24 protein-coding genes and 3 tRNA genes are annotated in these 22,968 nt (G+C 61.8%); all 27 read left to right on the top strand.

The window, feature by feature from the left end; all coding sequences use genetic code 11:
* Positions 1–6 precede the first annotated feature (6 nt).
* Positions 7–504, top strand: a complete 498-nt coding sequence (locus tag AC07N6_RS10170) for a YceD family protein (protein ID WP_494780168.1) — start codon at positions 7–9, stop codon at positions 502–504.
* A gap of 102 nt (positions 505–606) precedes the next feature.
* Entirely contained in the window at positions 607–789 is a 183-nt protein-coding gene (rpmF, locus tag AC07N6_RS10165; protein ID WP_006463510.1) for a 50S ribosomal protein L32, read from the top strand.
* 222 nt (positions 790–1,011) lie between these two features.
* Positions 1,012–2,115: a phosphate acyltransferase PlsX gene (plsX, locus tag AC07N6_RS10160; protein ID WP_494780167.1), complete on the top strand. Its 1,104-nt coding sequence runs from the start codon at positions 1,012–1,014 to the stop codon at positions 2,113–2,115.
* 15 nt (positions 2,116–2,130) lie between these two features.
* Entirely contained in the window at positions 2,131–3,117 is a 987-nt protein-coding gene (locus tag AC07N6_RS10155) for a beta-ketoacyl-ACP synthase III (RefSeq protein WP_494780166.1), read from the top strand.
* Between the two features lie 87 nt (positions 3,118–3,204).
* Positions 3,205–4,137: an ACP S-malonyltransferase gene (gene fabD / locus AC07N6_RS10150; protein WP_494780165.1), complete on the top strand. Its 933-nt coding sequence runs from the start codon at positions 3,205–3,207 to the stop codon at positions 4,135–4,137.
* The gene (fabG, locus tag AC07N6_RS10145; protein ID WP_494780164.1) at positions 4,134–4,889 is read left to right on the top strand and encodes a 3-oxoacyl-ACP reductase FabG; all 756 of its coding nucleotides are present in this window, start codon (positions 4,134–4,136) and stop codon (positions 4,887–4,889) included. Before fabD ends, fabG begins: the two co-directional genes overlap by 4 nt.
* 164 nt (positions 4,890–5,053) lie before the next feature.
* Positions 5,054–5,293, top strand: a complete 240-nt coding sequence (gene acpP / locus AC07N6_RS10140; protein ID WP_006463505.1) for an acyl carrier protein — start codon at positions 5,054–5,056, stop codon at positions 5,291–5,293.
* A gap of 34 nt (positions 5,294–5,327) precedes the next feature.
* Positions 5,328–6,569, top strand: a complete 1,242-nt coding sequence (gene fabF, locus AC07N6_RS10135; RefSeq protein ID WP_494780163.1) for a beta-ketoacyl-ACP synthase II — start codon at positions 5,328–5,330, stop codon at positions 6,567–6,569.
* Positions 6,570–6,624: 55 nt separating this feature from the next.
* Positions 6,625–7,131 carry a protein YgfX gene (locus AC07N6_RS10130; RefSeq protein WP_494780162.1) on the top strand — a complete coding sequence of 169 codons (507 nt, stop codon included), beginning with the start codon at positions 6,625–6,627 and terminating at the stop codon, positions 7,129–7,131.
* A gap of 93 nt (positions 7,132–7,224) precedes the next feature.
* Positions 7,225–7,827 (top strand): RNA polymerase sigma factor RpoE, encoded by a 603-nt coding sequence (gene rpoE, locus AC07N6_RS10125; protein WP_050466386.1) that lies wholly within the window; start codon positions 7,225–7,227, stop codon positions 7,825–7,827.
* A gap of 77 nt (positions 7,828–7,904) precedes the next feature.
* Positions 7,905–8,585 (top strand): sigma-E factor negative regulatory protein, encoded by a 681-nt coding sequence (locus AC07N6_RS10120; RefSeq protein WP_494780161.1) that lies wholly within the window; start codon positions 7,905–7,907, stop codon positions 8,583–8,585.
* A gap of 1 nt (position 8,586) precedes the next feature.
* Complete coding sequence (locus AC07N6_RS10115) at positions 8,587–9,621, top strand: MucB/RseB C-terminal domain-containing protein (protein ID WP_494780160.1); 1,035 nt, start codon at positions 8,587–8,589, stop codon at positions 9,619–9,621.
* Between the two features lie 14 nt (positions 9,622–9,635).
* On the top strand, positions 9,636–11,126 hold the full coding sequence (locus AC07N6_RS10110) for a DegQ family serine endoprotease (protein ID WP_494780159.1): 1,491 nt from the start codon (positions 9,636–9,638) through the stop codon (positions 11,124–11,126).
* 95 nt (positions 11,127–11,221) lie between these two features.
* The gene (locus tag AC07N6_RS10105) at positions 11,222–11,509 is read left to right on the top strand and encodes a glutaredoxin family protein (protein ID WP_494780158.1); all 288 of its coding nucleotides are present in this window, start codon (positions 11,222–11,224) and stop codon (positions 11,507–11,509) included.
* A gap of 201 nt (positions 11,510–11,710) precedes the next feature.
* Complete coding sequence (gene lepA / locus AC07N6_RS10100; RefSeq protein ID WP_494780157.1) at positions 11,711–13,504, top strand: translation elongation factor 4; 1,794 nt, start codon at positions 11,711–11,713, stop codon at positions 13,502–13,504.
* 1 nt (position 13,505) lies between these two features.
* Positions 13,506–14,420: a signal peptidase I gene (gene lepB / locus AC07N6_RS10095; protein WP_494780156.1), complete on the top strand. Its 915-nt coding sequence runs from the start codon at positions 13,506–13,508 to the stop codon at positions 14,418–14,420.
* A gap of 209 nt (positions 14,421–14,629) precedes the next feature.
* Entirely contained in the window at positions 14,630–15,748 is a 1,119-nt protein-coding gene (gene rnc, locus AC07N6_RS10090) for a ribonuclease III (protein ID WP_494780155.1), read from the top strand.
* Positions 15,745–16,671 carry a GTPase Era gene (era, locus tag AC07N6_RS10085; RefSeq protein ID WP_494780154.1) on the top strand — a complete coding sequence of 309 codons (927 nt, stop codon included), beginning with the start codon at positions 15,745–15,747 and terminating at the stop codon, positions 16,669–16,671. Before rnc ends, era begins: the two co-directional genes overlap by 4 nt.
* 84 nt (positions 16,672–16,755) lie before the next feature.
* Positions 16,756–17,595, top strand: a complete 840-nt coding sequence (gene recO / locus AC07N6_RS10080; protein ID WP_494780153.1) for a DNA repair protein RecO — start codon at positions 16,756–16,758, stop codon at positions 17,593–17,595.
* A gap of 117 nt (positions 17,596–17,712) precedes the next feature.
* Positions 17,713–18,483 (top strand): pyridoxine 5'-phosphate synthase, encoded by a 771-nt coding sequence (gene pdxJ / locus AC07N6_RS10075; protein ID WP_494780152.1) that lies wholly within the window; start codon positions 17,713–17,715, stop codon positions 18,481–18,483.
* Between the two features lie 13 nt (positions 18,484–18,496).
* On the top strand, positions 18,497–18,889 hold the full coding sequence (acpS, locus tag AC07N6_RS10070; RefSeq protein ID WP_141915895.1) for a holo-ACP synthase: 393 nt from the start codon (positions 18,497–18,499) through the stop codon (positions 18,887–18,889).
* Positions 18,886–19,914: a beta-N-acetylhexosaminidase gene (gene nagZ, locus AC07N6_RS10065; protein WP_494780151.1), complete on the top strand. Its 1,029-nt coding sequence runs from the start codon at positions 18,886–18,888 to the stop codon at positions 19,912–19,914. Before acpS ends, nagZ begins: the two co-directional genes overlap by 4 nt.
* Positions 19,915–19,947: 33 nt before the next feature.
* Positions 19,948–21,831 (top strand): excinuclease ABC subunit UvrC, encoded by a 1,884-nt coding sequence (gene uvrC / locus AC07N6_RS10060; protein WP_494780150.1) that lies wholly within the window; start codon positions 19,948–19,950, stop codon positions 21,829–21,831.
* A gap of 106 nt (positions 21,832–21,937) precedes the next feature.
* On the top strand, positions 21,938–22,522 hold the full coding sequence (gene pgsA / locus AC07N6_RS10055; protein WP_494780149.1) for a CDP-diacylglycerol--glycerol-3-phosphate 3-phosphatidyltransferase: 585 nt from the start codon (positions 21,938–21,940) through the stop codon (positions 22,520–22,522).
* A 48-nt stretch (positions 22,523–22,570) separates the two neighbouring features.
* Positions 22,571–22,646, top strand: a tRNA-Gly gene (locus tag AC07N6_RS10050).
* 165 nt (positions 22,647–22,811) lie between these two features.
* A tRNA-Cys gene (locus AC07N6_RS10045) sits at positions 22,812–22,885 on the top strand.
* 9 nt (positions 22,886–22,894) lie between these two features.
* A tRNA-Gly gene (locus AC07N6_RS10040) sits at positions 22,895–22,967 on the top strand.
* Position 22,968 lies beyond the last annotated feature (1 nt).

Raw genomic sequence — 22,968 nt, 5'->3', positions numbered from 1 at the left:
TTGGATATGAATGCACTTGTGATCGACGCGTTCGAGTTTTGCCGGCTGAAACAGCAGGCCCAGGGCGAGATTCCGGTGGCTGAATTAGGTCGTCTGGCGCAAGAGACGGTTGACCGTTCCGGCACGATAAAGTGGGCTCTGGCCGGCGATATCGACAAGCTGGGGCAGGCTCGACTTAGTCTGGCAGTGTCGGGTGCGGTTAATCTGATCTGTCAGCGTTGCCTGACGGCATTGCATTTCGAGATTGATTCGAAGTCGCTGCTGGTACTGGCAAAAGATGAGGCGCAGGCCGATGCGATCGAAGAACTGGTCGACGATGACGGGATTGATGTCATTGTCGGTTCGGCAACCTTCGACGTGGCCAACCTGGTCGAGGATGATGCGTTGCTTGCGCTGCCTGTGGCGCCCAAGCACGATGCCTGTCCCGGGGATGGCGTGGCGGCTGAAGCCGAAGGTACTGAGCGGGCCTCCCCGTTTGCAGTGCTGAAGAAGTTGAAGCAGTAATTGTTAGGGGATGTCCGGCAAGTGCCGGGCAGCAGCATCCGGGTTGATGGAAACCTGAATCCGGTGTGTTAAAATTTTCAATCTTAAGGTTTAGGAGTAATCATGGCCGTTCAACAGAACAAAAAGACCCCGTCGAAGCGCGGTATGCATCGTGCACACGACTTTCTGACTGCACCTCCGCTGGCTGTCGAGCCGACGACTGGTGAAACCCACCTGCGTCACCACATCAGCCCGAACGGTTTCTACCGCGGTCGCAAAGTGCTGAAGACCAAGAACGACGAGTAATCTCATTTATTGAGCTTGCTGTTTTTGGAGAAAAGCGGCGCAATGAGCTTCCATCCCAGGAGGTTCATTTTGCGCCGCTTTTTTATGCCTGCGACATTCGTGTTTGCGGGGATGCCTGCCTGCTTGTCGGTACGTCAATTGCGTACTGGCTTGTGCGCGCCATTTTGAATGGCGCCCGATCTTGCCTCATAATGTGGGCTGGCAAGGCTCAGAATCAAATCGATGACCATCAAAATTTCAATCGACTGCATGGGTGGCGATCATGGCCCGTCAGTCACTCTCCCAGCCGCTGCCTCTTTCATCCGTCGTCAATCCGATGCGGAGCTGATCCTGGTTGGCCAGGAAAGCGTACTGCAACCGTTGTTGAAAAAGTACAAGCTGGCCGGCGAGCCGCGCGTACAAATCCGCAATGCCTCCGAAGTGGTCACGATGGACGACCCGATCGAGGTGGCTTTGCGCCGCAAGAAAGATTCCTCCATGCGCGTGGCGGTGACCCTGGTCAAGGACGGCCAGGCGCATGCCGCGGTATCGGCCGGCAATACCGGCGCGTTGATGGCGGTGTCCCGCTATGTGCTCAAGACCCTGCCGGGCGTGGACCGGCCCGCCATCTGCACCATCCTGCCGAACCAGAAGGATGGTCCTACCTACATGCTCGACCTGGGCGCCAACGTCGATTGCGAGCCCCAGCATTTACATCAATTTGCCTTGATGGGGTCGGCCCTGGTGTCGGTAATGGAAGGCAAGCCCAAGCCGACGATCGGTTTGCTCAATGTCGGCGAGGAAGACACCAAGGGCAATGAACTGGTCAAGGAAACCGCTGGATTGCTGCGGGCGGACCATGAGAAGGGTATCCTCAACTTCTACGGCAACGTGGAAGGCAATGACATTTTCGAAGGCACGACCGACCTGGTCGTCTGCGACGGTTTCGTCGGCAACGTGACGCTGAAGGCCTCGGAAGGCTTGGGGCGTTTCGTCAAGACCGTGCTGACATCCGAATTCAAGAAGGGCTTGGTCAACAAGCTCGGCGCGCTTATCGCTTATGGCGCGATCAAGGCGCTGTCGCGCCGCCTCAATCCATCCCGTTACAATGGCGCCAGCCTGCTGGGACTGAAGGGGCTGGTGTTCAAGAGCCATGGCGGCGCCGACGTGTATGCCTTTGAATGGGCCATCCGCCGCGCGTATGATGCCGCCAAGTACGACGTGCTTTCGCGCATCGGCGCGAGCATGGCGGAATTGATGCCCCAGGGACAGGGGCGCCCGGCCGGGGCGGCCGTCGCGGCTGCAGAGCCTGCGGTGGTGCAGGCCTCGCTGCAACAACCGAACTAACAGAGCAAAAACGGTATGACTATTTATAGCAAAATCGTCGGAACAGGAAGTTATCTGCCGGCCAAACGCGTGACCAACAATGAGCTGGCGGCGCAACTGGCGCAGCAGGGCATCGAGACTTCGGATGAATGGATCGTCACGCGCAGCGGCATTTCCGCGCGCCACTATGCGGAGCCGACCCAGCTCTCCAGCGACCTTGCGCTGGCGGCGGCGCAGCGTGCGCTGGAAGCGGCCGGCATGCAGGCCAACGACATCGACCTGATCATCCTGGCGACATCGACGCCGGACCATCTGGGCGGTTTTCCCAGCACGGCCTGTGTGGTGCAGCACAAGCTCGGCATCACCAACGGTTCGCCGGCGATGGACGTGCAGGCGGTGTGCAGCGGCTTCGTCTACGCGATGTCGGTGGCTGACAGCTTCATCAAGTCCGGCGCGCACAAGAACGTGCTGGTGATCGGCACGGAAGTGTTTTCGCGCATCCTCGACTTCAAGGATCGCACCACCTGCGTGCTGTTCGGCGATGGCGCCGGCGCGGTGGTGATGAGCGCATCAAGCGAACCGGGCGTGCTGGCATCCAAGTTGCATGCCGATGGCAGCCATGGCCACATCCTGTGCGTGCCGGGCAGCGTCGACAATGGCGCCGTGGCCGGCAGCGCTTACCTGTACATGGATGGCCCGGCGGTGTTCAAGCTGGCGGTGTCGGTGCTGGACAAGGTCGCCCGCGAGACGCTGGCGGTCGCCAAGGTCGACGCTTCCGAGATCGACTGGCTGATCCCGCATCAGGCCAATATCCGCATCATGCAAGGCACCGCCAAGAAACTGGGGCTGCCGCTGGAGAAGATGGTGGTCACCGTCGGCGAGCACGGGAACACCTCGGCCGCTTCGATTCCGCTGGCGCTGGACCAGGCGGTGCGCGATGGCCGCATCAAGCCGGGCCATACCGTCATGATGGAAGGCGTGGGCGGCGGTTTCACCTGGGGCGCGGTGCTTGCCCGAATGTAAGGCTGGAGCGCTGCCGGGGCCGTCGCATGGCGGTTTCGTGGGCGGCGTTTCGTTTTCTGTTTCATCCAACCTCAATCAAATCCAAGCATGACAAAATTTGCTTTTGTTTTCCCGGGGCAAGGTTCTCAGGCGATCGGGATGCTCAATGGTTTCGCCGATAACGAAGCCGTCCGCCAGACCGTGGCCGAAGCGTCCGATGCGTTGCAGTTCGACCTGGGCAAGTTGATCGCCGAAGGCCCCAAGGAAGACCTCGACCTGACCACCAATACGCAGCCGGTCATGTTGACCGCCGCCGTGGCGTTCTACCGCGCCTGGCTGGCCGCCGGCGGCCAGGCCCCGGCGCTGGTGGCAGGCCACAGCCTGGGTGAATACTCCGCGCTGGTGGCGGCAGGCGTGATCCAGTTCAAGGATGCGGTGCCGCTGGTGCGCTTCCGCGCCCAGGCCATGCAGGAAGCCGTGCCGGTCGGGCAGGGCGGCATGGCGGCCATTCTCGGCTTGTCCGACGACGACGTGCGCGCCGCCTGTGCGGAAGCGGCGCAGTCGGAGGTGGTCGAGGCCGTCAACTTCAACGCGCCGGCGCAAGTCGTGATCGCCGGCCACAAGGGCGCCGTCGAGCGCGCCTGCGAGATTGCCAAGGCCAAAGGCGCCAAGCGCGCGCTGGCGTTGCCGGTGTCGGCGCCGTTCCACTCGTCGCTGCTCAAGCCGGCATCGGACCGGCTGCAGGCGTACCTGGCCGATGTGGCGTTCGCCGCGCCGCAGATTGCGGTCATCAACAACGTCGACGTGGCGATCGTCAACGAACCCGCCGCCATCAAGGACGCGCTGGTGCGCCAGGCGGCCAGCGCGGTGCGTTGGGTCGAGACCGTCCAGAAGATGGGCGCCGACGGCGTCACCCATGTGATCGAATGCGGTCCGGGCAAGGTGCTGACCGGCCTGGCCAAGCGTATCAACGGCGAACTGGTCGGCGAGGCTATCGTCGACCAGGCGTCCCTGGAAAAAGTATTGGAGTTGCTCAAGTGAGTGCACAGAATCTGCAAGGACAAGTCGCGCTGGTCACCGGCGCATCACGCGGCATCGGCCGCGCCATCGCGGTGGAATTGGCAAGGCAGGGCGCCAAGGTAGTGGGGACCGCCACCTCGGAGGCCGGCGCTGCCGCCATCAGCGAATACCTCAATGCCCTGCAGCCGGAGTGCGGCAAGGGAGTGGTGCTCAACGTCAACGATGCCGCCGCTTGCGTCGCCGTCGTCGAGCAGGTGCAGAAGGACTACGGTTCGCTGTCGATCCTGGTCAACAACGCCGGCATTACCCAGGATCAACTGGCCATGCGCATGAAGGACGAGGAGTGGGACAGCGTGATCGCCACCAACCTGACCGCCGTGGGACGCCTGTCGCGCGCGGTGCTGCGCGGTATGATGAAGGCCAGGCACGGCCGCATCATCAGCATCACCTCGGTGGTGGGTGAGGCCGGCAACCCCGGCCAGATGAATTACGCCGCCGCCAAGGCCGGCGTGGCCGGCATGAGCCGCGCATTGGCGCGCGAGATCGGCAGCCGCAACATCACCGTCAACTGCGTGGCGCCCGGTTTTATCGATACCGACATGACCAAGGCCTTGAGCGAGCAACAGTCGGCCGCGATCCTGCAGCAGATTCCGCTGGGGCGCCTGGGCGCTGCCGAAGAGGTGGCGGCGGCGGTGGCCTTCCTGGCCTCGGCGCAGGCTGGCTACATCACCGGCAGCACGCTGAATGTGAACGGCGGCATGTACATGGGTTAAGCCTGTGCCAAGGGATTGATCTGAATCCTTTTGGCGCTTTTTGTTTGAAGTTAAGCTTGACTTGGCGCAATCTTGCCAAGAATAGTTAAAAGTAAATTTTCCCCGCGCAAACCTGCTAAAATGCGCGCACTTTTGTAACCTATCTATCCCTCTGGAGGAACAATATGTCCGATATCGAACAACGCGTTAAGAAGATCGTCGCTGAGCAACTGGGCGTCGCTGAAGCCGACATCAAGAACGAATCGTCGTTCGTTGACGACCTGGGCGCCGACTCCCTCGACACCGTCGAGCTGGTCATGGCCCTGGAAGATGAGTTCGAAATGGAAATCCCTGACGAGCAGGCAGAGAAGATCACCACCGTGCAACAGGCGATCGATTACGCCAAGTCGCAAGTCAAGGCCTGATAAGGGCTTTGGACCCAGTTTGTAGGAGAATTGCTTGAGCCGCACTCGTGAACGTCGTGTAGTCATTACCGGCCTGGGGTGCATTTCACCTGTCGGCAACAATATCGCCGATACGTGGAGTGCCATCAAGGAAGGCAAGTCCGGCATCGCCACCATCACCAAGTTCGACGCTTCGCCATTCACCACGCACTTTGCGGGTGAGGTGAAGGGCTTCAATATCGAGGATTACATCCCCGCCAAGGAAGCGCGTCACATGGATACCTTCATCCACTATGGGATGGCAGCCGGTATCCAGGCCATTGAAAACAGTGGTTTGACGGTCACGGACGAGAATGCCGAGCGCATCGGCGTCATGATCGGTTCCGGCATCGGTGGCCTGCCCCTGATCGAAGAAACCCATGCGGAGCTGACCAACCGCGGCCCGCGCCGCATCAGCCCGTTCTTCATCCCGGCCTCGATCATCAACATGATCTCCGGCAACCTGTCGATCAAGTACGGCATGAAGGGCCCCAACCTGGCCATCGTGACCGCTTGCACCACCGGTTTGCATTGCATCGGCGCATCCGCGCGCATGATCATGTACGGCGATGCCGACGTGATGATCGCCGGCGGCGCCGAGTCCAGCGTTTCGCCGCTGGGCATCGGCGGCTTCGCCTCGGCGCGCGCGCTGTCGACCCGCAACGATGACCCCGCCACCGCGTCCCGTCCGTGGGACAAGGACCGCGACGGGTTCGTGCTGGGCGAAGGCGCCGGCGTGATGGTGCTGGAAGAGTATGAACACGCCAAGGCGCGCGGCGCCACGATCTATGCGGAGCTGCTGGGCTTCGGCATGAGCGGCGATGCCTACCACATGACCGCGCCGAACCTGGATGGCCCACGCCGTTGCGTGCTCAACGCACTGCGCGACGCCGGCGTCAATCCGGATGAAGTGCAGTACCTGAATGCGCACGGCACCTCGACCCCGCTGGGCGACAAGAATGAAACCGAGGCGATCAAGGCCGCTTTCGGCGACCACGCCTACAAGATGGTGGTCAATTCGACCAAGTCGATGACCGGCCACCTGCTGGGCGGTGCCGGCGGCCTGGAAACGGTGCTGACGGTCTTGGCCATGTACCACCAGGTCTCGCCGCCGACGATGAACATCATCAATCAGGATCCGGAATGCGATCTTGATTATTGTGCGAATCAGGCGCGCGATCTGAAAATCGATATCGCCGTGAAGAACTCTTTCGGCTTCGGTGGTACCAACGGTACACTGGTTCTCGGCAAGATGTAAAATGCTGTGCCCGGCTTTCAGGTGAAAGCCGGGTTTGTCATTTTGATGGCGTCTTATGTCGACCATAGCAGTCTCTGCGGATATCAAACCTTCCCGTTTGCTTTTGCTGGTCATGGCCTTCGCCTGCCTGTGCGTGGCGTTGATCGGCGTTGTGGTGTGCCTGTTGCTGCCGGGGCAACTTTCCTGGCCGCTGCGCGGCACCCTGGCGGCAGCTTGTCTCATCGCCGCGGCCATCGCGCTGTATCTGGTCTTGCGTGGACGCAAGACCATCTGGCTGCATATTTCCGCTACCGGCCAGATCCGTGTCGTGGAACATCTCATCAGCAGCAGTAGCGCCCGGGCCAAGCCCCAGGTGATGAAGGCGGGCCTGGCCCAATTGCTGGCCGGCACCACGGTTTGGCCTGGCATGCTGTTTTTGCGGCTGCGTCTGGAAAATGGCAAGACCCGCACCATCCCGATCCTGTCGGACTCGGTCTCGGAAGACACCTTCAGGGCGCTGTCCGTGGCATGCCGCTGGTTGATCAGCCACAATATGGCCAAAGCCCAGATGCTGGAAAAATAGGTCGATAAAGCTTGAAAATTGCCAAATCGGAATCATCTGGTTAACGGCAATAGCCACAGAAAAACAAGGCGATAAAAGAACAAGGAACCCGGTTTGACGACAGAACGCGAAATAGACCAGCTGCTTGTTGAACGCGTCCAGCGTGGCGACAAGAAGGCGTTCGAGCTATTGGTGGTCAAGTATCAACGCAAGCTGATGCGCCTGGTGTCGCGGCTCGTACGCGACCAGGCGGAGGCCGAGGACGTGGTGCAGGAAGCTTTTATCAAGGCTTACCGCGCGCTGCCGCAATTTCGCGGCGATTCGGCCTTTTATACTTGGCTTTATCGCATCGGCATCAATACCGCGAAAAATTATCTCGTCACTTTGGGAAGGCGAGCTCCAACTTCTACGGAAGCGGACGCTGAAGAAGCGGAAACTTTTGACGATGGAGATCACCTAAGGGACATCAACACTCCTGAGTCGATGTTGGCCACCAAGCAGATTGCGCAGACGGTCAACGTGGCGATGGAGGCATTGCCGGAAGAATTACGTACTGCCATCACGTTGCGCGAGATCGAGGGGTTGAGCTACGACGAGATTGCAGATGCGATGAATTGTCCGATCGGCACCGTGCGCAGCCGGATTTTCCGTGCGCGCGAGGCAATCGCCGAAAAGTTGCGTCCGTTGCTGGATACGGCAGCAGACAAGCGCTGGTGACGCAGCTGCAATGTTGTTGATAAGAAGCAAAATAATAAAGCGGGTATGGAACTAAGATTTTTGCCGGGTGACTGCTTATGGATGCCAAAGTAACAACCAGAGAACAGATCTCTACGCTTGCCGATGGCGAGCTGAGTTCTGAAGAGATGACTATTGCCCTTGCCGCCTTGCGTTCGTCGCAAGATGGCCGTGAAGCATGGGAGGTCTACCACCAGATTGGAGATGTCCTGCGCTCCGAAGAGATGGACATCTCGTTGAGTGCCGGCTTTTCGGCCAAAATGAACGCTTTGCTGGACGCAGAACCCGCGATCGTGGCGCCCCAGGCGTCTGCGGACGTGGCGAAGGCGGTTGCGGCGGAGTCGTCCGTGGCTGCCAACGGCAACCACCGGGCGGTGCGTTCGCGTGGCCGGAGCCGCTTTTTCCTGCCGGGCGCCGCTGCGGCTGCCGCTGTCGTGGCGGCCGTATTCGTGGCGATGCCGCAGCAGGCTGTCGTGACTGCCGACTCGGGGCCTGCCCCGGTACAGGTCGCCGCCGCGCCGGTCATCGTGCCGTCGGCGATTTCCAGCGTGTCGGCTGGCGGCGCGGCAGGGGACGGTTCGCAAAACGTCACCCAGTTGAGTACGTTGGCCCAGCAAGGGGAAGTCAAGCGCGACCCGCGCATCGACGATTACCTCTTCGCCCACCAGCGCTTCTCGCCATCGTACAGCTCGGCGCAATACGCACGTTCTGCCGCCTTCGCGGTTGGCGCAGATAAATAATATGCGGCAAACAGGGCATTTGCTCAGGCTACTCCCATTCCTCTCCGCCCTATTCGTACTGTCCGCCCAAGCGGCGGACAGTACGCCACCAGCGCCCCCGGCGCCGTCGGCCTCCTCGGCAGCGGCCCAGGCCCAACTGAAGAAGATCCAGTCCGCGGCACAGCGCCTCAGTTATTCGGGGACTTTCGTTTATCAGCAAGCCAGCCAGATGCGCACCTCACGCATCACGCACATCCTGGCCGGCAAGAACGAACTGGAAAAACTCGAAGTACTGGACGGCAAGCCGCGCGAATATCTCCGTAACAACGATGATGTCGCCTGTTACATCCCGGACGCCAAGACGGTATTGATCGAGAAACGCGTCACGCGCGATGTTTTCCCCGCCATTTTGGGCGCCAACCCGGAAGATCTGGTCAACCATTACAATCTGAGCATGGGCGGGGATGAGCGGGTGGCCGGCCGGGATTGCCAGTCGATTGTGCTGGAGCCCAAGGACAAGCTGCGTTATGGTTACCGCTTCTGGGCCGACAAGAGTTCCGGCCTGTTGCTGCGGGCGCAGACGCTGGACGGCAAGGGGGATGTCGTCGAGCAGATTTCCTTTACCCAGATTGAAATCGGCCCTATCGACCGTGCGCGGATACGCCCCAGCTATGCCGATACGCGTGGCTGGCGCATCGAGAAGGCTGCGATGAGTTCGGTTGACCTGTCGGGCTGGAACGTCACGCCGCCGCCGGGATTTCGCAAGATCCAGGAAGTGCGCAGGCTGATTTCCGATACCGCAGGCGCGGGCGCTCCTGCGGCCCAGAGTCGGCCGGCCGAGCGTGAAGTGTCGCAGATCGTGTTTTCCGACGGGCTGGCGGCCATTTCGGTGTTCATTGAAGCCGGCGGCCAGAACCATAATGAAGGTGCAATCCAGCAAGGGGCGCTGAATATCGTCGGCCGGCGCCAAGGCGATTACTGGCTGACTGTGGTGGGGGAAGTGCCTGCTGCCGCGATCCGCCAGGTTTCTGATTCGATCGAGCTAAAAACCAAATAGAAGAGAACGTTGCAATGACTTCACTGAAGAAAACCATCGTCGCTTGCTCACTGCTGGCAGCCTCCGCTTTTGTGGCCGTTCCCGCCGTATCCGCGGCGCCGGCCGTGGTGGCGCCCAGCGTGGCGGCGTTGCCCGATTTTGCCGACATCGTCGACCGCACCGGTCCGGGCGTGGTCAATATTCGCACCACCGAACGTGTGCGTAATAGCGGCCAGGCGCAAGGGGGCATCGACGACCCTGAGATGCAGGAATTTTTCCGCCGTTTCTTCGGTATTCCCGTTCCGCGCCAGCAGCAGCCGCAGCCGGGCACGCCCCGCGGCAATGGCAAGCAGGGCAGCCAAAGCCAGCCGGAAGAAGTGCCGCGTGGCGTAGGGTCCGGTTTCATCATTTCATCGGACGGTTTTATCCTGACCAATGCGCACGTGGTGGATGGCGCCAGCGATGTCTATGTGACGCTGACCGACAAGCGTGAATTCAAGGCCAAGATCGTTGGCGCCGATACCCGCACCGACGTTGCCGTGCTGAAGATCGACGGCAGCAACCTGCCGCGCCTGGCAATGGGCGACTCCGACAAGATCCGCGCCGGCGAATGGGTGCTGGCGATCGGCTCGCCGTTCGGCCTGGAGAATACCGTGACGGCCGGCATCGTTTCGGCCAAGGCGCGCGATACCGGCGATTACCTGCCGTTGATCCAGACCGACGTGGCGGTCAATCCCGGCAACTCGGGCGGCCCGCTGATCAACCTCAAGGGCGAGGTGATCGGCATCAATTCACAGATCTACAGCCGCTCGGGCGGCTTCATGGGTATCTCCTTCGCGGTGCCCATCGATGAGGCGCTGCGCGTGGCCGAGCAATTGAAAGCCAGCGGCCGCGTCACGCGCGGACGCATCGGTGTGCAGATTGGCGAAGTCACCAAGGATGTGGCCGAGTCGCTCGGCCTGGCGCGTGCGCAAGGCGCGCTGGTGCAGCGCGTCGAGCCGGATGGCCCGGCCGCGAAGGCCGGCCTGGAAGCCGGCGACATCATCCTGAAGTACAACGGCGCCGCCATCGAGCGGCCCAGCGACCTGCCGCGCATGGTCGGCGCCACCAAGCCGGGCGCCAAGGCGACGGTGAATATCTGGCGCAAGGGCAGCGCGCGCGACGTCAGCGTGACCGTGGTGGAGCTGGAGGCCGACAAGCCGGCCAAGTCGGCTGACGAGAAGAAGGCCAAGCCGGATAACACCCCGAATGCGCTGGGCCTGGTCGTCAGCGATCTCTCCGAGGCACAGAAGAAAGAACTCAAGGCGGACAACGGCGTGCTGGTTGAAGCGGCAAGCGGCGCCGCCGCCGCGGCGGGTATCCGTCCCGGCGATGTCGTGCAGCGCCTCAACGACGTCGATATCAGGGATGCCAAGCAATTCAACCAACTGGTGGCCAAGCTGGATGCCAAGAAGCGCGCGGCGGTATTGATCCGTCGTGGAGATTCTTCGCAATTCGTGCCGCTGCGGCCTAACGGCGGCAACTGAGGCCGACAGGCAAAAGCGCGCCGGTTGGCGTCAAGGGCTGCACACCGTGGTCTGCAGCCCTTTTTATTGTCTGAGCCGGGTGGGCAAGAGGTAAGATGGCCGATACGCTTCGTTTCGTGATTTATTCCCGCAGTTATTGCCATTTGTGCGAGGACTTGCGCCAAGCCTTGCTGGCCAGGCTTGGCGGCCGCGCGGCCGATATCGAGATAGTGGATGTCGATGCGGATCCTGGCTTGGTGGCGCGCTATGACGAACTTGTTCCAGTGCTGATGGCGCAGCAGCGTGATGGGCAATGGTTGCAACTCTGCCATTATTTTCTGGATGAGCCTCGTTTGCAGGCCTTTATCGATGGTTTCGACGGCCACGGCGTCGGCGCACGATAGGATTTTTGCGGGCGCATAAAGGGAATTTTCCATCTGCGAAGAGCGTAGTCATGGCTGACAGGAATGGCCTGGACTACAGGAAAGACGCGATTCTCCCTCTGAAATCCGGTAAAATGCCGGGTCGAACAAGCTGTTGCAAAGGCGCTCGGCTGGGACTGCTCCCGCTACAGAGCGCCTTTTTTTATCGTTACCTGTCTGTTAATGAACAATATTCGTAATTTCTCGATCATCGCCCACATCGACCATGGCAAATCCACCTTGGCCGATCGCATCATCCAGCTGTGTGGAGGCCTCTCCAACCGTGAAATGGAAGCGCAGGTGCTGGACTCGATGGATATCGAGCGCGAGCGCGGCATCACCATCAAGGCGCAGACTGCCGCCCTGTCGTACAAGGCCAAGGATGGCCAGGTCTACAACCTCAACCTGATCGATACCCCGGGACACGTCGACTTCAGCTATGAAGTCAGCCGCTCGCTGTCGGCCTGCGAGGGCGCGTTGCTGGTGGTGGATGCCTCCCAGGGCGTGGAAGCGCAGACGGTTGCCAACTGCTACACCGCGCTGGATCTCGGTGTGGAAGTGGTGCCGGTGTTGAACAAGATCGACCTGCCGTCGGCCGATCCGGACAATGCCAAGAGCGAGATCGAGGAAGTCATCGGCATCGACGCTTCCGACGCCACGCCGTGCTCGGCCAAGACCGGCCTGGGTGTGGAAGACGTGCTCGAAGCCATCGTCGCCAAGGTGCCGGCGCCCAAGGGCGACGCCGATGCGCCGCTGCAGGCCTTGATCATCGATTCCTGGTTCGACAATTATGTCGGCGTGGTGATGCTGGTGCGCATCGTCAATGGCACCTTGCGTCCCAAGGACAAGATCCTGTTCATGGCCACCGGCGCCCAGCACCTGACTGAAAGCATCGGCGTGTTCACGCCCAAGTCGCAAGCGCGCGATGCGCTCACTGCGGGGCAGGTGGGCTTCGTCATCGCCGGCATCAAGGAGCTCAAGTCGGCCAAGGTGGGCGATACCGTGACCCTGGTTGCCAAGCCCGCGCCGGCGCCGTTGCCCGGTTTCAAGGAAGTGCAGCCGCAGGTGTTCGCCGGCCTGTTCCCGGTCGAGGCCAACCAGTACGACGCGTTGCGCGACTCGCTGGAAAAGTTGAAGCTCAACGACGCGGCGCTGATGTACGAACCGGAAGTCTCGCAAGCGCTCGGCTTCGGCTTCCGCTGCGGCTTCCTGGGCTTGCTGCACATGGAAATCGTGCAGGAACGCCTGGAGCGCGAATTCGACATGGACCTGATCACCACCGCGCCGACCGTGGTGTACGAGGTGCAGCAGCGCGACGGCACCTTGCTGATGGTGGACAACCCGTCGAAGATGCCGGAAGTCTCCAAGATCGAGGAAGTGCGCGAACCGATCGTCACGGTCAACCTGTACATGCCGCAGGAGTATGTCGGCTCGGTCATCACGCTGTGCACGCAAAAGCGCGGCGTCCAGATCAACATGAGCTACCACGGCAAGCAGGTGCAGCTGACCTACGAAATGCCGATGGCCGAGATCGTGCTCGACTTCTTCGACCGCCTCAAGTCGACTTCGCGCGGCTACGCCTCGATGGACTACGAGTTCAAGGAATACCGCGCGGCCGACGTGGTCAAGGTCGACATGCTGATCAACAGCGAGAAGGTCGATGCGCTGGCCATCATCGTGCACCGCGCGGCGGCGCAGTTCCGCGGGCGCGCGGTGGCGGCCAAGATGCGCGAGCTGATCCCGCGCCAGATGTTCGACGTGGCGATCCAGGCCGCCATCGGCGCCACCATCATCTCGCGCGAGAACGTCAAGGCGATGCGCAAGAACGTGCTGGCCAAGTGCTACGGCGGCGACATCTCGCGCAAGCGCAAGCTGCTGGAAAAGCAGAAGGCCGGCAAGAAGCGCATGAAGCAAGTCGGCTCGGTGGAAATCCCGCAGGAAGCATTCCTGGCAATCTTACAAGTGGAAGAGAAATAACATGCAGGCATTGTTGGGCAACTTCGCACTGATTCTGTTCGTCTTGATGTTGGTGACCGGCGTGGTCTGGTTTGCCGACGTGTTCTTCCTTTCCAAGCAGCGCCGCGCCCGCGCCGATGCCGCCTTGGCCGAGTTCGACGCCCGCGTGGCGCGCGACAACGCCGAGGGCATCAAGCGCGAAGGCAATGTGGCCAGCGGCCGCGCCGACCTCCAGGCCAAGCTGCTCAAGCAGCCGGCATGGATCGAATATTCCGGCAGTTTCTTCCCGGTGATCGCACTGGTGTTTTGCCTGCGCTCCTTCCTGTTCGAGCCGTTCAAGATTCCTTCGAGCTCGATGGTGCCGACCTTGCTGGTAGGCGACCTGATCCTGGTGAACAAGTACACCTACGGCATCCGCCTGCCGATCATCAATAAAAAGATCATCGAACTGAACGATCCCAAGCGCGGCGACGTCATGGTCTTCAAATATCCGAAGGACACGACGGTCGATTACATTAAGCGTGTTGTAGGCGTGCCTGGCGACAAAATAGTCTATAAAAACAAGCGCTTAACGGTGAATGGTGAAGAAATTTCTTATAAACCGCTGCCGGATTATCTGGATGAAGAAAATCTGACGTACTATAAGCAGTGGCAGGAAAACCTGACCGGCGTGGAGCACAAGATCCTGACCGACGAGCGTGCCCCGAATTTCGTACCCAACCCGGATGCCTTCCCGCATCACGAGCTGTGCACCTATAACGCCGAAGGCTTTGCCTGCACGGTGCCGCAGGGCGAATACTTCATGATGGGCGACAACCGGGACAACAGCCTGGACAGCCGTTACTGGGGATTTGTCCCCGACCGGAACATTGTCGGAAAAGCATTCTTCGTCTGGATGAATCTGGGCGACTTAAAACGGATCGGCAGCTTCAAGTAAGGCGCCGCATCCTGGTAAGAACCGACTCTCAGGGATAGCGGGAGCAGGTTCCAAGCAGTTTCCATTGGGCATTTTTGCATTGTGGAGGCAGACCGGAGCAGTTTTCAGCTTTGCTTTGAACCGATCCCGCTGACTAATCAGGCTGGGCCGATGTGCGCAGCGCCTTGCGCGCGCCACACGGACGGCGAGCCTGAATGACGGATGAGAAAATGGATCCTCAACTCTTGCAACATCGGCTAGGCCACAACTTCAAGGACGCTGCTTTGCTGCAGCAGGCCTTGACGCACCGTAGCCATAGCGCTTTGCACAATGAGCGGCTGGAATTCCTTGGCGATTCGGTGCTGAACTGCGTGGTGGCTTCGCTGTTGTTCGACCGTTATGAAAAGATCGACGAAGGCGATTTGTCGCGCCTGCGCGCCAATCTGGTCAAGCAGCAATCCCTCTATGAAATCGCCCAGCGGCTTGAGCTGTCGCAGTTCCTGCGCCTGGGCGAGGGCGAGCTCAAATCGGGCGGTTTCCGCCGCCCGTCGATTCTGGCCGACACGCTGGAAGCGCTGTTCGGCGCGATCTTCCTGGATTCCGGTTTCGAAGCGGCACGCGCGGTGATCCGCGCACTGTACCTGCCGGTGCTGGAACACGTCGACCCGCGGACCCTGGGCAAGGATGCCAAGACCCTGCTGCAGGAGTTCTTGCAAGGCAAGAAAATCCCGCTGCCGCAATACAACGTCATCGCCACCCACGGCGCGGCCCACAACCAGGAGTTCGAGATCGAATGCCTGGTGCCCAAGCTGGATATCCAGGTCTTCGGCACTGGCGGCAGCCGTCGTGCCGGCGAACAGGCCGCCGCCAAGCTGGCGCTGGAAGCGGTGCAACTGGCGCTGGTCAAGACCCCGTCCGCGAGCCGCAAGCCGCGCGCGCGCACGACCCAGCTCAAGCTGGCCGGCATCGCCACCATCCAGCCGGATGCCCCCGAGCCGCCGGCCAAGGGCCAGCGCCCGGATGCCGCCGAGCGCGGCGCCAACGTCAAGCCCTTGAAGGGCGAAGCGCGGGCCGACAAGGGCGATCTGGTCGACAAGGCCGAGCGCCCGGAGAAACTGGAAAAGGCCGAGAAAGTAGAAAAAGCCGAGAAAGCCGAAAAGGCTGACAAGGGCGACAAACAGGACAAGGGCGACAAACAGGACAAAACCGCGAAAGAGCCGAAAGACGCCAAGGAGGCCCGACACCAGGCCGCCAGAGGTGACGGCAAGACCGGCGGCGACCGCAGCAACGAAGCGGTGGCAGAACCCATATCGGCAGCCCCGGCTGCCACGCAATCCAAGACAGCATGACAGACACTCCAATGCCCGGCACTGCGCCGGCACCGGCCCCGGGCGATTATCGCTGCGGCTATATCGCCATCGTGGGCCGTCCCAACGTCGGCAAATCGACCCTGATGAACGTCCTGGTCGGCGCCAAGGTCAGCATCACCTCGCGCAAGGCGCAGACCACGCGCCATCGCATCACCGGCATCCAGACCATCGGCGAGACGCAATACGTCTACGTCGATACGCCGGGCTTCCAGACCCGCCACAGCAATGCGCTGAACAAGACGCTCAACCGCACCGTCACCAACACGCTGACGGCGGCCGATGTGATCCTGTTCGTGATCGAGGCCGGCACGTTCGGCCCGGCCGACAAGCAGGTGCTGGATCTGCTACCGGCCAATGTGCCGTGCATCCTGGTGCTGAACAAGTCGGATCGCAGCAAGGACAAGGCCACGCTGATGCCGTTCGCGCAGGAAGTCGCCTCCCATCGCGATTTCGCCGCCGTGGTGCCGGTCTCGGCCAAGCAGCGTTTCCAGCTGGATCGCCTGCAGGAAGAGATCCGCAAGCTGTTGCCGCACAATCCGCCGATGTTCGACGAAGACGACATCACCGACCGCAGCGAGAAATTCCTGGCCTCCGAGATCGTGCGCGAGAAAGTATTCCGCTTCGTCGGGGAAGAGCTGCCGTACACCAGCACCGTGCTGGTCGAGAAGTTCGAGCAGGAAGGCAACCTGCGCCGCGTGTTCGCCGCCATCCTGGTCGAGCGCGACACCCACAAGGCCATGGTGATCGGCCAGAAGGGCGCGCGCCTGAAGGAAATCTCGACCCAGGCCCGGCTCGACATGGAGCGCCTGTTCGGCGGCCCGGTCTATCTGGAAATCTGGGTCAAGGTCAAATCCGGCTGGGCCGACAACGAAGCCGGTTTGCGCGCCTACGGCTACGAGTGAGCCGGTCGGCAGGCGCAGCAGCGCATTCAATGGCATACCGCCGCCCAGCTTGACGCGGCACAACGCATTCAGGACGGATATTTGATGACTACCGTGCTTTCCGAATCCCAGCTTGCCGCCCAGGTTGACGGCGCCGCCACTGTCGCGCCGGCCAGGGCCGAAGCCAAAAAGCCCGCGCGCGCACCGGCGCGCAGCCGTGCCGTGCCGGAGAAAGAGCATCGGATACAGGCGCAGCCGGGCTTCATCCTGCACAGCTACCCCTACAAGGAAACCAGCCTGATCGTCGACGTGTTTTCACGCGACCATGGGCGGGTGGCGCTGGTCGCCAAGGGCGCCAAGCGCCCGCATTCCAAGCTGCGCGGCGCGCTGCAGACTTTCCAGCCGCTCTCGCTGTCGTGGAGCGGCAAGTCCGAAGTGCGCACGCTGACCGAAGCGGAATGGGTAGGCGGCCTGCTGCCGCTGGAGAAGTCGGCGCTGCTGTGCGGCTTCTACCTCAACGAATTGCTGGTCAAGCTGCTGGCGCGCGAAGATGCGCACCCGGCGTTGTTCGACCATTACGTGGCCACCCTGAACAAGCTGGCCCACGGCGAGAATGCGCCCATCGTGCTGCGCCAGTTCGAACGCTTCCTCTTGAAGCAAACCGGCGTGGCCGGCAATTGGGGCCGATGCACGGTCAGCGGCAAGACGGTGCAGCCGGATGGCGTCTATGTGGTCGATCCGGAGCAGGGCACCCGCCCCGAGCGCCTGTCCGACCGGGCGCCCAAGGTGTCCGGCAAGACCTTGCTGGACATGGAGCGCGAAGACTACAGCGATCCGACCACCCAGCTGCAAAGCAAATTCCTGATGCGCTACCTGCTGGCCCACCATCTCGGCGGCGCCCAGCTCAATACGCGCCAGATCCTGATCGACCTGATGCAGCTTTGAAGCATGGTTTGATGCGGGGCTGCACCGGACATGCGCCGATATGGATAAAATCACCGGTTTCCCGGCGCCGTGCAGGCGCCACTTTGACAGAACCAAGCACACACGATTCCAGACGCCATGAGTTTCCTGCAGCCGGCCGGCCCATCCATTGAACTGGGCATCAACATCGACCACGTCGCCACCTTGCGCAATGCCCGCGGCACGGCTTATCCCGACCCGCTCAGGGCTGCGCTGGAAGCGGAAGAAGCCGGCGCCGACGCCATCACGCTGCACCTGCGCGAAGACCGCCGCCACATCCGCGACGCCGATGTCAAGGCGATCCGTCCGCTGCTGACGACGCGCATGAACCTGGAAGCGGCGGTGACGCGCGAGATGATCGATTTCGCCTGCGCCATCAAGCCGCAGGACGTCTGCCTGGTGCCGGAAAAGCGCACCGAGGTGACCACCGAAGGCGGCCTCGACGTGATCGGCCATTTTGCCGACGTGCAGGCGGCGATCCGCCAGCTGCAGCAGGAGGGCGTGCGCGTTTCCCTGTTCATCGATCCCGATCCACAGCAGATCAAGGCCGCAGCCGAAGCGGGCGCGCCGGTCATCGAGCTGCATACCGGCCGCTATGCCGACGCCGCCAGCCAGAAGGAACAGCAGGACGAGCTGGAGCGCATCCAGGGCAGCGTGCTGGAAGGCGTCAAGCTGGGCCTGAAGGTCAATGCCGGGCACGGCTTGCATTACACCAACGTGCAGGCGATCGCCGCCATCCCGCAAATCGCCGAACTCAATATCGGCCATGCGGTGGTGGCGCATGCGGTGTTCGCCGGCTGGCGCAATGCCGTCTCCGAGATGAAGGCGATCATGGTCAAGGCGCGCCTGGCTGCCATTGGCAAGGCCTGAAGGCGGCGCGCGCATGATTTACGGCATCGGTACCGACATCCTCCAGATCTCGCGCGTGCAGGCCGCATTGGGCCGCCACGGCGACCGCTTCGCTGAAAAGATCCTGGGGCCGGAGGAAATGCAGAAATACCTGCGGCGCAAAGCCAAGGTCGAAGCGCGCGGCATCCGTTTCCTCGCCACGCGCTTTGCCGCCAAGGAAGCCTTTTCCAAGGCGATTGGCATGGGCATGCGCATGCCCATGACCTGGCGCGCCATGCAGGTGCTGAACGCGCCCAGCGGCAAGCCGGTGGCAGTCTGCAGCGGCGCCCTGAAGGCATGGATGGAGCAGCAGGGCCTGTCCGCCCAGGTATCGATTACCGACGAGGCGGAATACGCCGTCGCCTTTGTCATTGTGGAGAAGTCATGAGTAAAGCAGGCAAGGCCCTGGGGCCGGTCATGCTGGATGTGGTCGGCACGCGCCTGGAGGCGGACGATATCAAGCGCCTCCAGCACCCGCTGACCGGCGGCGTGATCCTGTTCACCCGCAATTATGAGAATCGCGCCCAATTGGTCGAATTGACCGCGGCCATCCGCCGCGTGCGTCCCGGCATACTGATCGCGGTCGACCATGAGGGCGGCCGGGTGCAGCGTTTCCGCACCGACGGTTTCACGCTGCTGCCGGCGATGGGCAAGTTGGGGCAGGCCTGGGACCAGGACGTGCTGCATGCCGCCAAGCTGGCCACGGCCACCGGTTTCGTGCTGGCTTCTGAATTGCGCGCCTGCGGCATCGACCTGTCGTTCACGCCGGTGCTGGACCTCGACTATGGCGAATCCACGGTCATCGGCGCGCGCGCTTTCCACCGCGACCCGCGTGTGGTGACGTTGCTGGCCAAGAGCCTGAACCACGGCCTGGCGTTGGCGGGCATGGCCAATTGCGGCAAGCATTTCCCCGGCCACGGTTTCGTCGCGGCCGATTCGCATGTGGCTATTCCCGTGGACCAGCGTGAGCTCGACGCCATCCTCGGCGAAGATGCGATGCCTTACGACTGGCTGGGCATGAGCCTGGCGGCGGTGATGCCGGCGCATGTGATCTACCCCAAGGTGGACAAGCAGCCCGCCGGTTTCTCGAAGAAGTGGCTGGGCCTGCTGCGCCAGCGTTTCGCCTTCCAGGGCGTGATCTTCAGCGACGACCTCAGCATGCACGGCGCCAGCGTCGCCGGCAGCGCGCTCGATGCGGCGCAGGCCGCCATCGATGCCGGCTGCGATGTCGCGCTGATCTGCAATTCGCCGGACAAGGCCTGGCAGATATTGAATGGCCTCAAGGGCGGCGCGGATGCCGCCTCGGCGGCGCGCCGCGCGGCGCTGGCGCCGACGTCTGCGGCATTGGACTGGGCTGCATTGCAGGCCGACGCACGCTACCTTGCCGCGCGCGAGCTGGTATTGTCGCTGTAACGCTGGCGCGCGTTTCGCCATCCAGCCGCCGCCATGTCAGAACCCATCGTTACCCCGCCCGATATTCCTCCCGATCCGCCCGATCCACGTGACCTGGTGCTGGAGACGGTCGCCCGGCTGCCGCACCTGCCGGGCGTCTACCGCTATTTCGATGCGCAAGACAACGTGCTGTATGTCGGCAAGGCGCGCGACCTGAAGAAGCGCGTGTCCAGCTACTTCCAGAAGACCCTGACCAGCCCGCGCATCGCCATGATGGTGGAGCGCATCGCGCGCCTCGAGACCACCGTCACGCGCAGCGAGGCCGAGGCGCTGCTGCTGGAAAACAACCTGATCAAGACCTTGCGTCCGCGTTTCAACATCCTGTTTCGCGACGACAAGTCCTACCCCTACCTGAAACTCACCGGCCATGCCTATCCGCGCATGGCCTATTACCGTGGCGCGGTCGACAAGCGCAGCCAGTATTTCGGGCCGTTCCCGAATGCCGGCGCGGTGAAGGAATCGATCCAGATCCTGCAGAAGGTATTCCTGCTGCGTACCTGTGAAGACAGCGTCTTCACCAACCGAACGCGGCCCTGCCTGTTGCACCAGATCCACCGCTGCAGCGGGCCGTGCGTGAAGCTGATCAGCACTGAGGATTACGCCATCGATGTCGAGAACGCATCGAAATTCCTGCGCGGGCGCCAGACCGAGGTGATGCAGGCACTGGAGCAAAAGATGCACGCCTTCGCGGCCGACCTCAAGTTCGAGCAGGCGGCGGCGGTGCGCGACCAGATCTCGTCGCTGTCATCCGTGCTGCACCAGCAAAGCATGGAGACGGTGAGCGACGCCGACATCGACATCATCGCCGTGGTGGTGCAGGGCGGGCGCGCCTGCGTCAACCTGGCGATGGTGCGCGGCGGCCGCCATCTGGGCGACCGCGCTTATTTCCCGACGCAGGTGGATGATGCGCTGGCCACCGGCGAAGAGAGCATCGAAGTGGAGGTGCTCAAGGCCTTCCTGGCCCAGCACTATATCGACAAGTTCATTCCCGCCTCGCTGATCGTCAATGCCGAGTTCGACGACCCGGCCCTGATGGTGGCGCTGATGGAGCAATGCGGCCATCGCATCGCGCTGACCTTCCAGCCGCAAGGCCAGCGTCGCCAATGGCTGGAGATGGCGGCCAAGGGCGCCGAATTGTCGCTGGCGCGGTTGCTGTCGGAACAGGGCTCGCAGCAGTCGCGCACGCGCGCGCTGGCCGAGGTGCTGGGGCTGGAGGGCGAGGATCTGGAAAACCTGCGCGCCGAATGCTTCGACATCAGCCACACCCAGGGCGAAGCGACCCAGGCGTCGTGCGTGGTGTTCCATCACCATGCGATGCAGAACGGCGAATACCGCCGCTACAACATCAACGACATCACGCCCGGCGACGACTATGCGGCCATGCGCCAGGTATTGATGCGCCGCTACGAGAAGGTCGCCAACGGCGAAGGCGTGATGCCGGATATCGTACTGATCGATGGCGGCCGCGGCCAGGTGGAAATGGCGCGCCAGGTGCTGACCGAACTCGGCCTGGACATCAGCCTGATCGTCGGCGTGGCCAAGGGAGAAGGGCGCCGCGTCGGCCTGGAAACGCTGGTGTTCGCCGATGGCCGTCCCTCCAGGGAACTGGGCAAGGAGTCGGCGGCGCTGATGCTCATTGCGCAGATCCGCGACGAAGCCCACCGCTTCGCCATCACCGGCATGCGCGCCAAACGCGCCAAGGCGCGCCAGACCTCGCGCCTGGAAGAGATCGAGGGCATCGGCGCCAAGCGGCGCCAGCGTTTGCTGGCGCGCTTTGGCGGCTTGCGCGGCGTGGCCGACGCCAGCGTGGATGAATTGGCGTCGGTGGATGGCATCTCGCGCCAACTGGCCGAAGAGATCTACCGCCAGCTGCATTGAGCCCGCCAAGCGATGCTTCACATCGTCCCATGCGCCGCGGACAGGGCGACTCTGCTACTATTCGGTAAAATTTTTTGTGTACGCCGCCCCAACACCAACAAGACGTATGCCCTTCAATATTCCCATTTTGCTGACCTGGCTGCGGGTTGCGCTGATTCCGCTGGTCGTCGGCGTGTTCTACCTGCCGGAAATCGGCCTGAACCGCTACGAGCAAGGCATCGCCTCCACCATCGTGTTCATCGTCGCCGCGCTGACCGACTGGTTCGATGGCTTCCTCGCGCGCCGCTGGAACCAGACTTCGGCGTTCGGCGCCTTCCTCGACCCGGTGGCCGACAAGCTGATGGTGACCGGCGCCTTGCTGGTGCTGGTGCATCTGGACCGGGTGCATCCCATCATCGCCTTCATCATCATCGGCCGCGAGATCGCGATTTCGGCGCTGCGCGAATGGATGGCGCAGATCGGCGCCTCCAAGTCGGTGGCCGTGAGTTCGCTGGGCAAGATCAAGACCACCGCGCAGATGATCGCCATCCCCATGCTGCTTTACTATGACACGCTGCTGGGTGTGGTCGACACGCGGCTGTGGGGCGCCATCCTGCTGTTCATCGCGGCGGTGCTGACGGTGTGGTCGATGCTCTACTATCTGCGCAAGGCGATGCCGCTCATCAAGAAGGTGCAGGAAAATAGTAATTGATAGTTGACAATTTCCGAGCGCGTCCTATAATAGCGTTCTGTTGTCGATGCGGGAGTAGCTCAGTTGGTAGAGCGATACCTTGCCAAGGTATAGGTCGAGAGTTCGAGACTCTTCTCCCGCTCCAGGTTACTTGGAAAAAAGGAAGCCTAAAAAAGCTTCCTTTTTTTATTGTACGAGGCGCGCACGCATCAGCGATGTGGTCGCAATGAAGGTTGGATCAATCGATAGGATGTCTGCAAAGAAGTCGTTTGCAAACAACGCGCGTTTTAGGTAGTATGCGTGTCCCCAAGGCGGGGTAGCAAAGTGGTTATGCAGCGGCCTGCAAAGCCGTCTACGCCGGTTCGATCCCGACCCCCGCCTCCAAAACTCCATGCGGGAGTAGCTCAGTTGGTAGAGCGATACCTTGCCAAGGTATAGGTCGAGAGTTCGAGACTCTTCTCCCGCTC

It is taken from the genome of Herbaspirillum sp. GW821-FHT09A12 (genome assembly GCF_059418325.1).
Note: the sequence above shows the minus strand (reverse complement) of the source record. Positions and strands in the feature narration are given on the sequence as shown.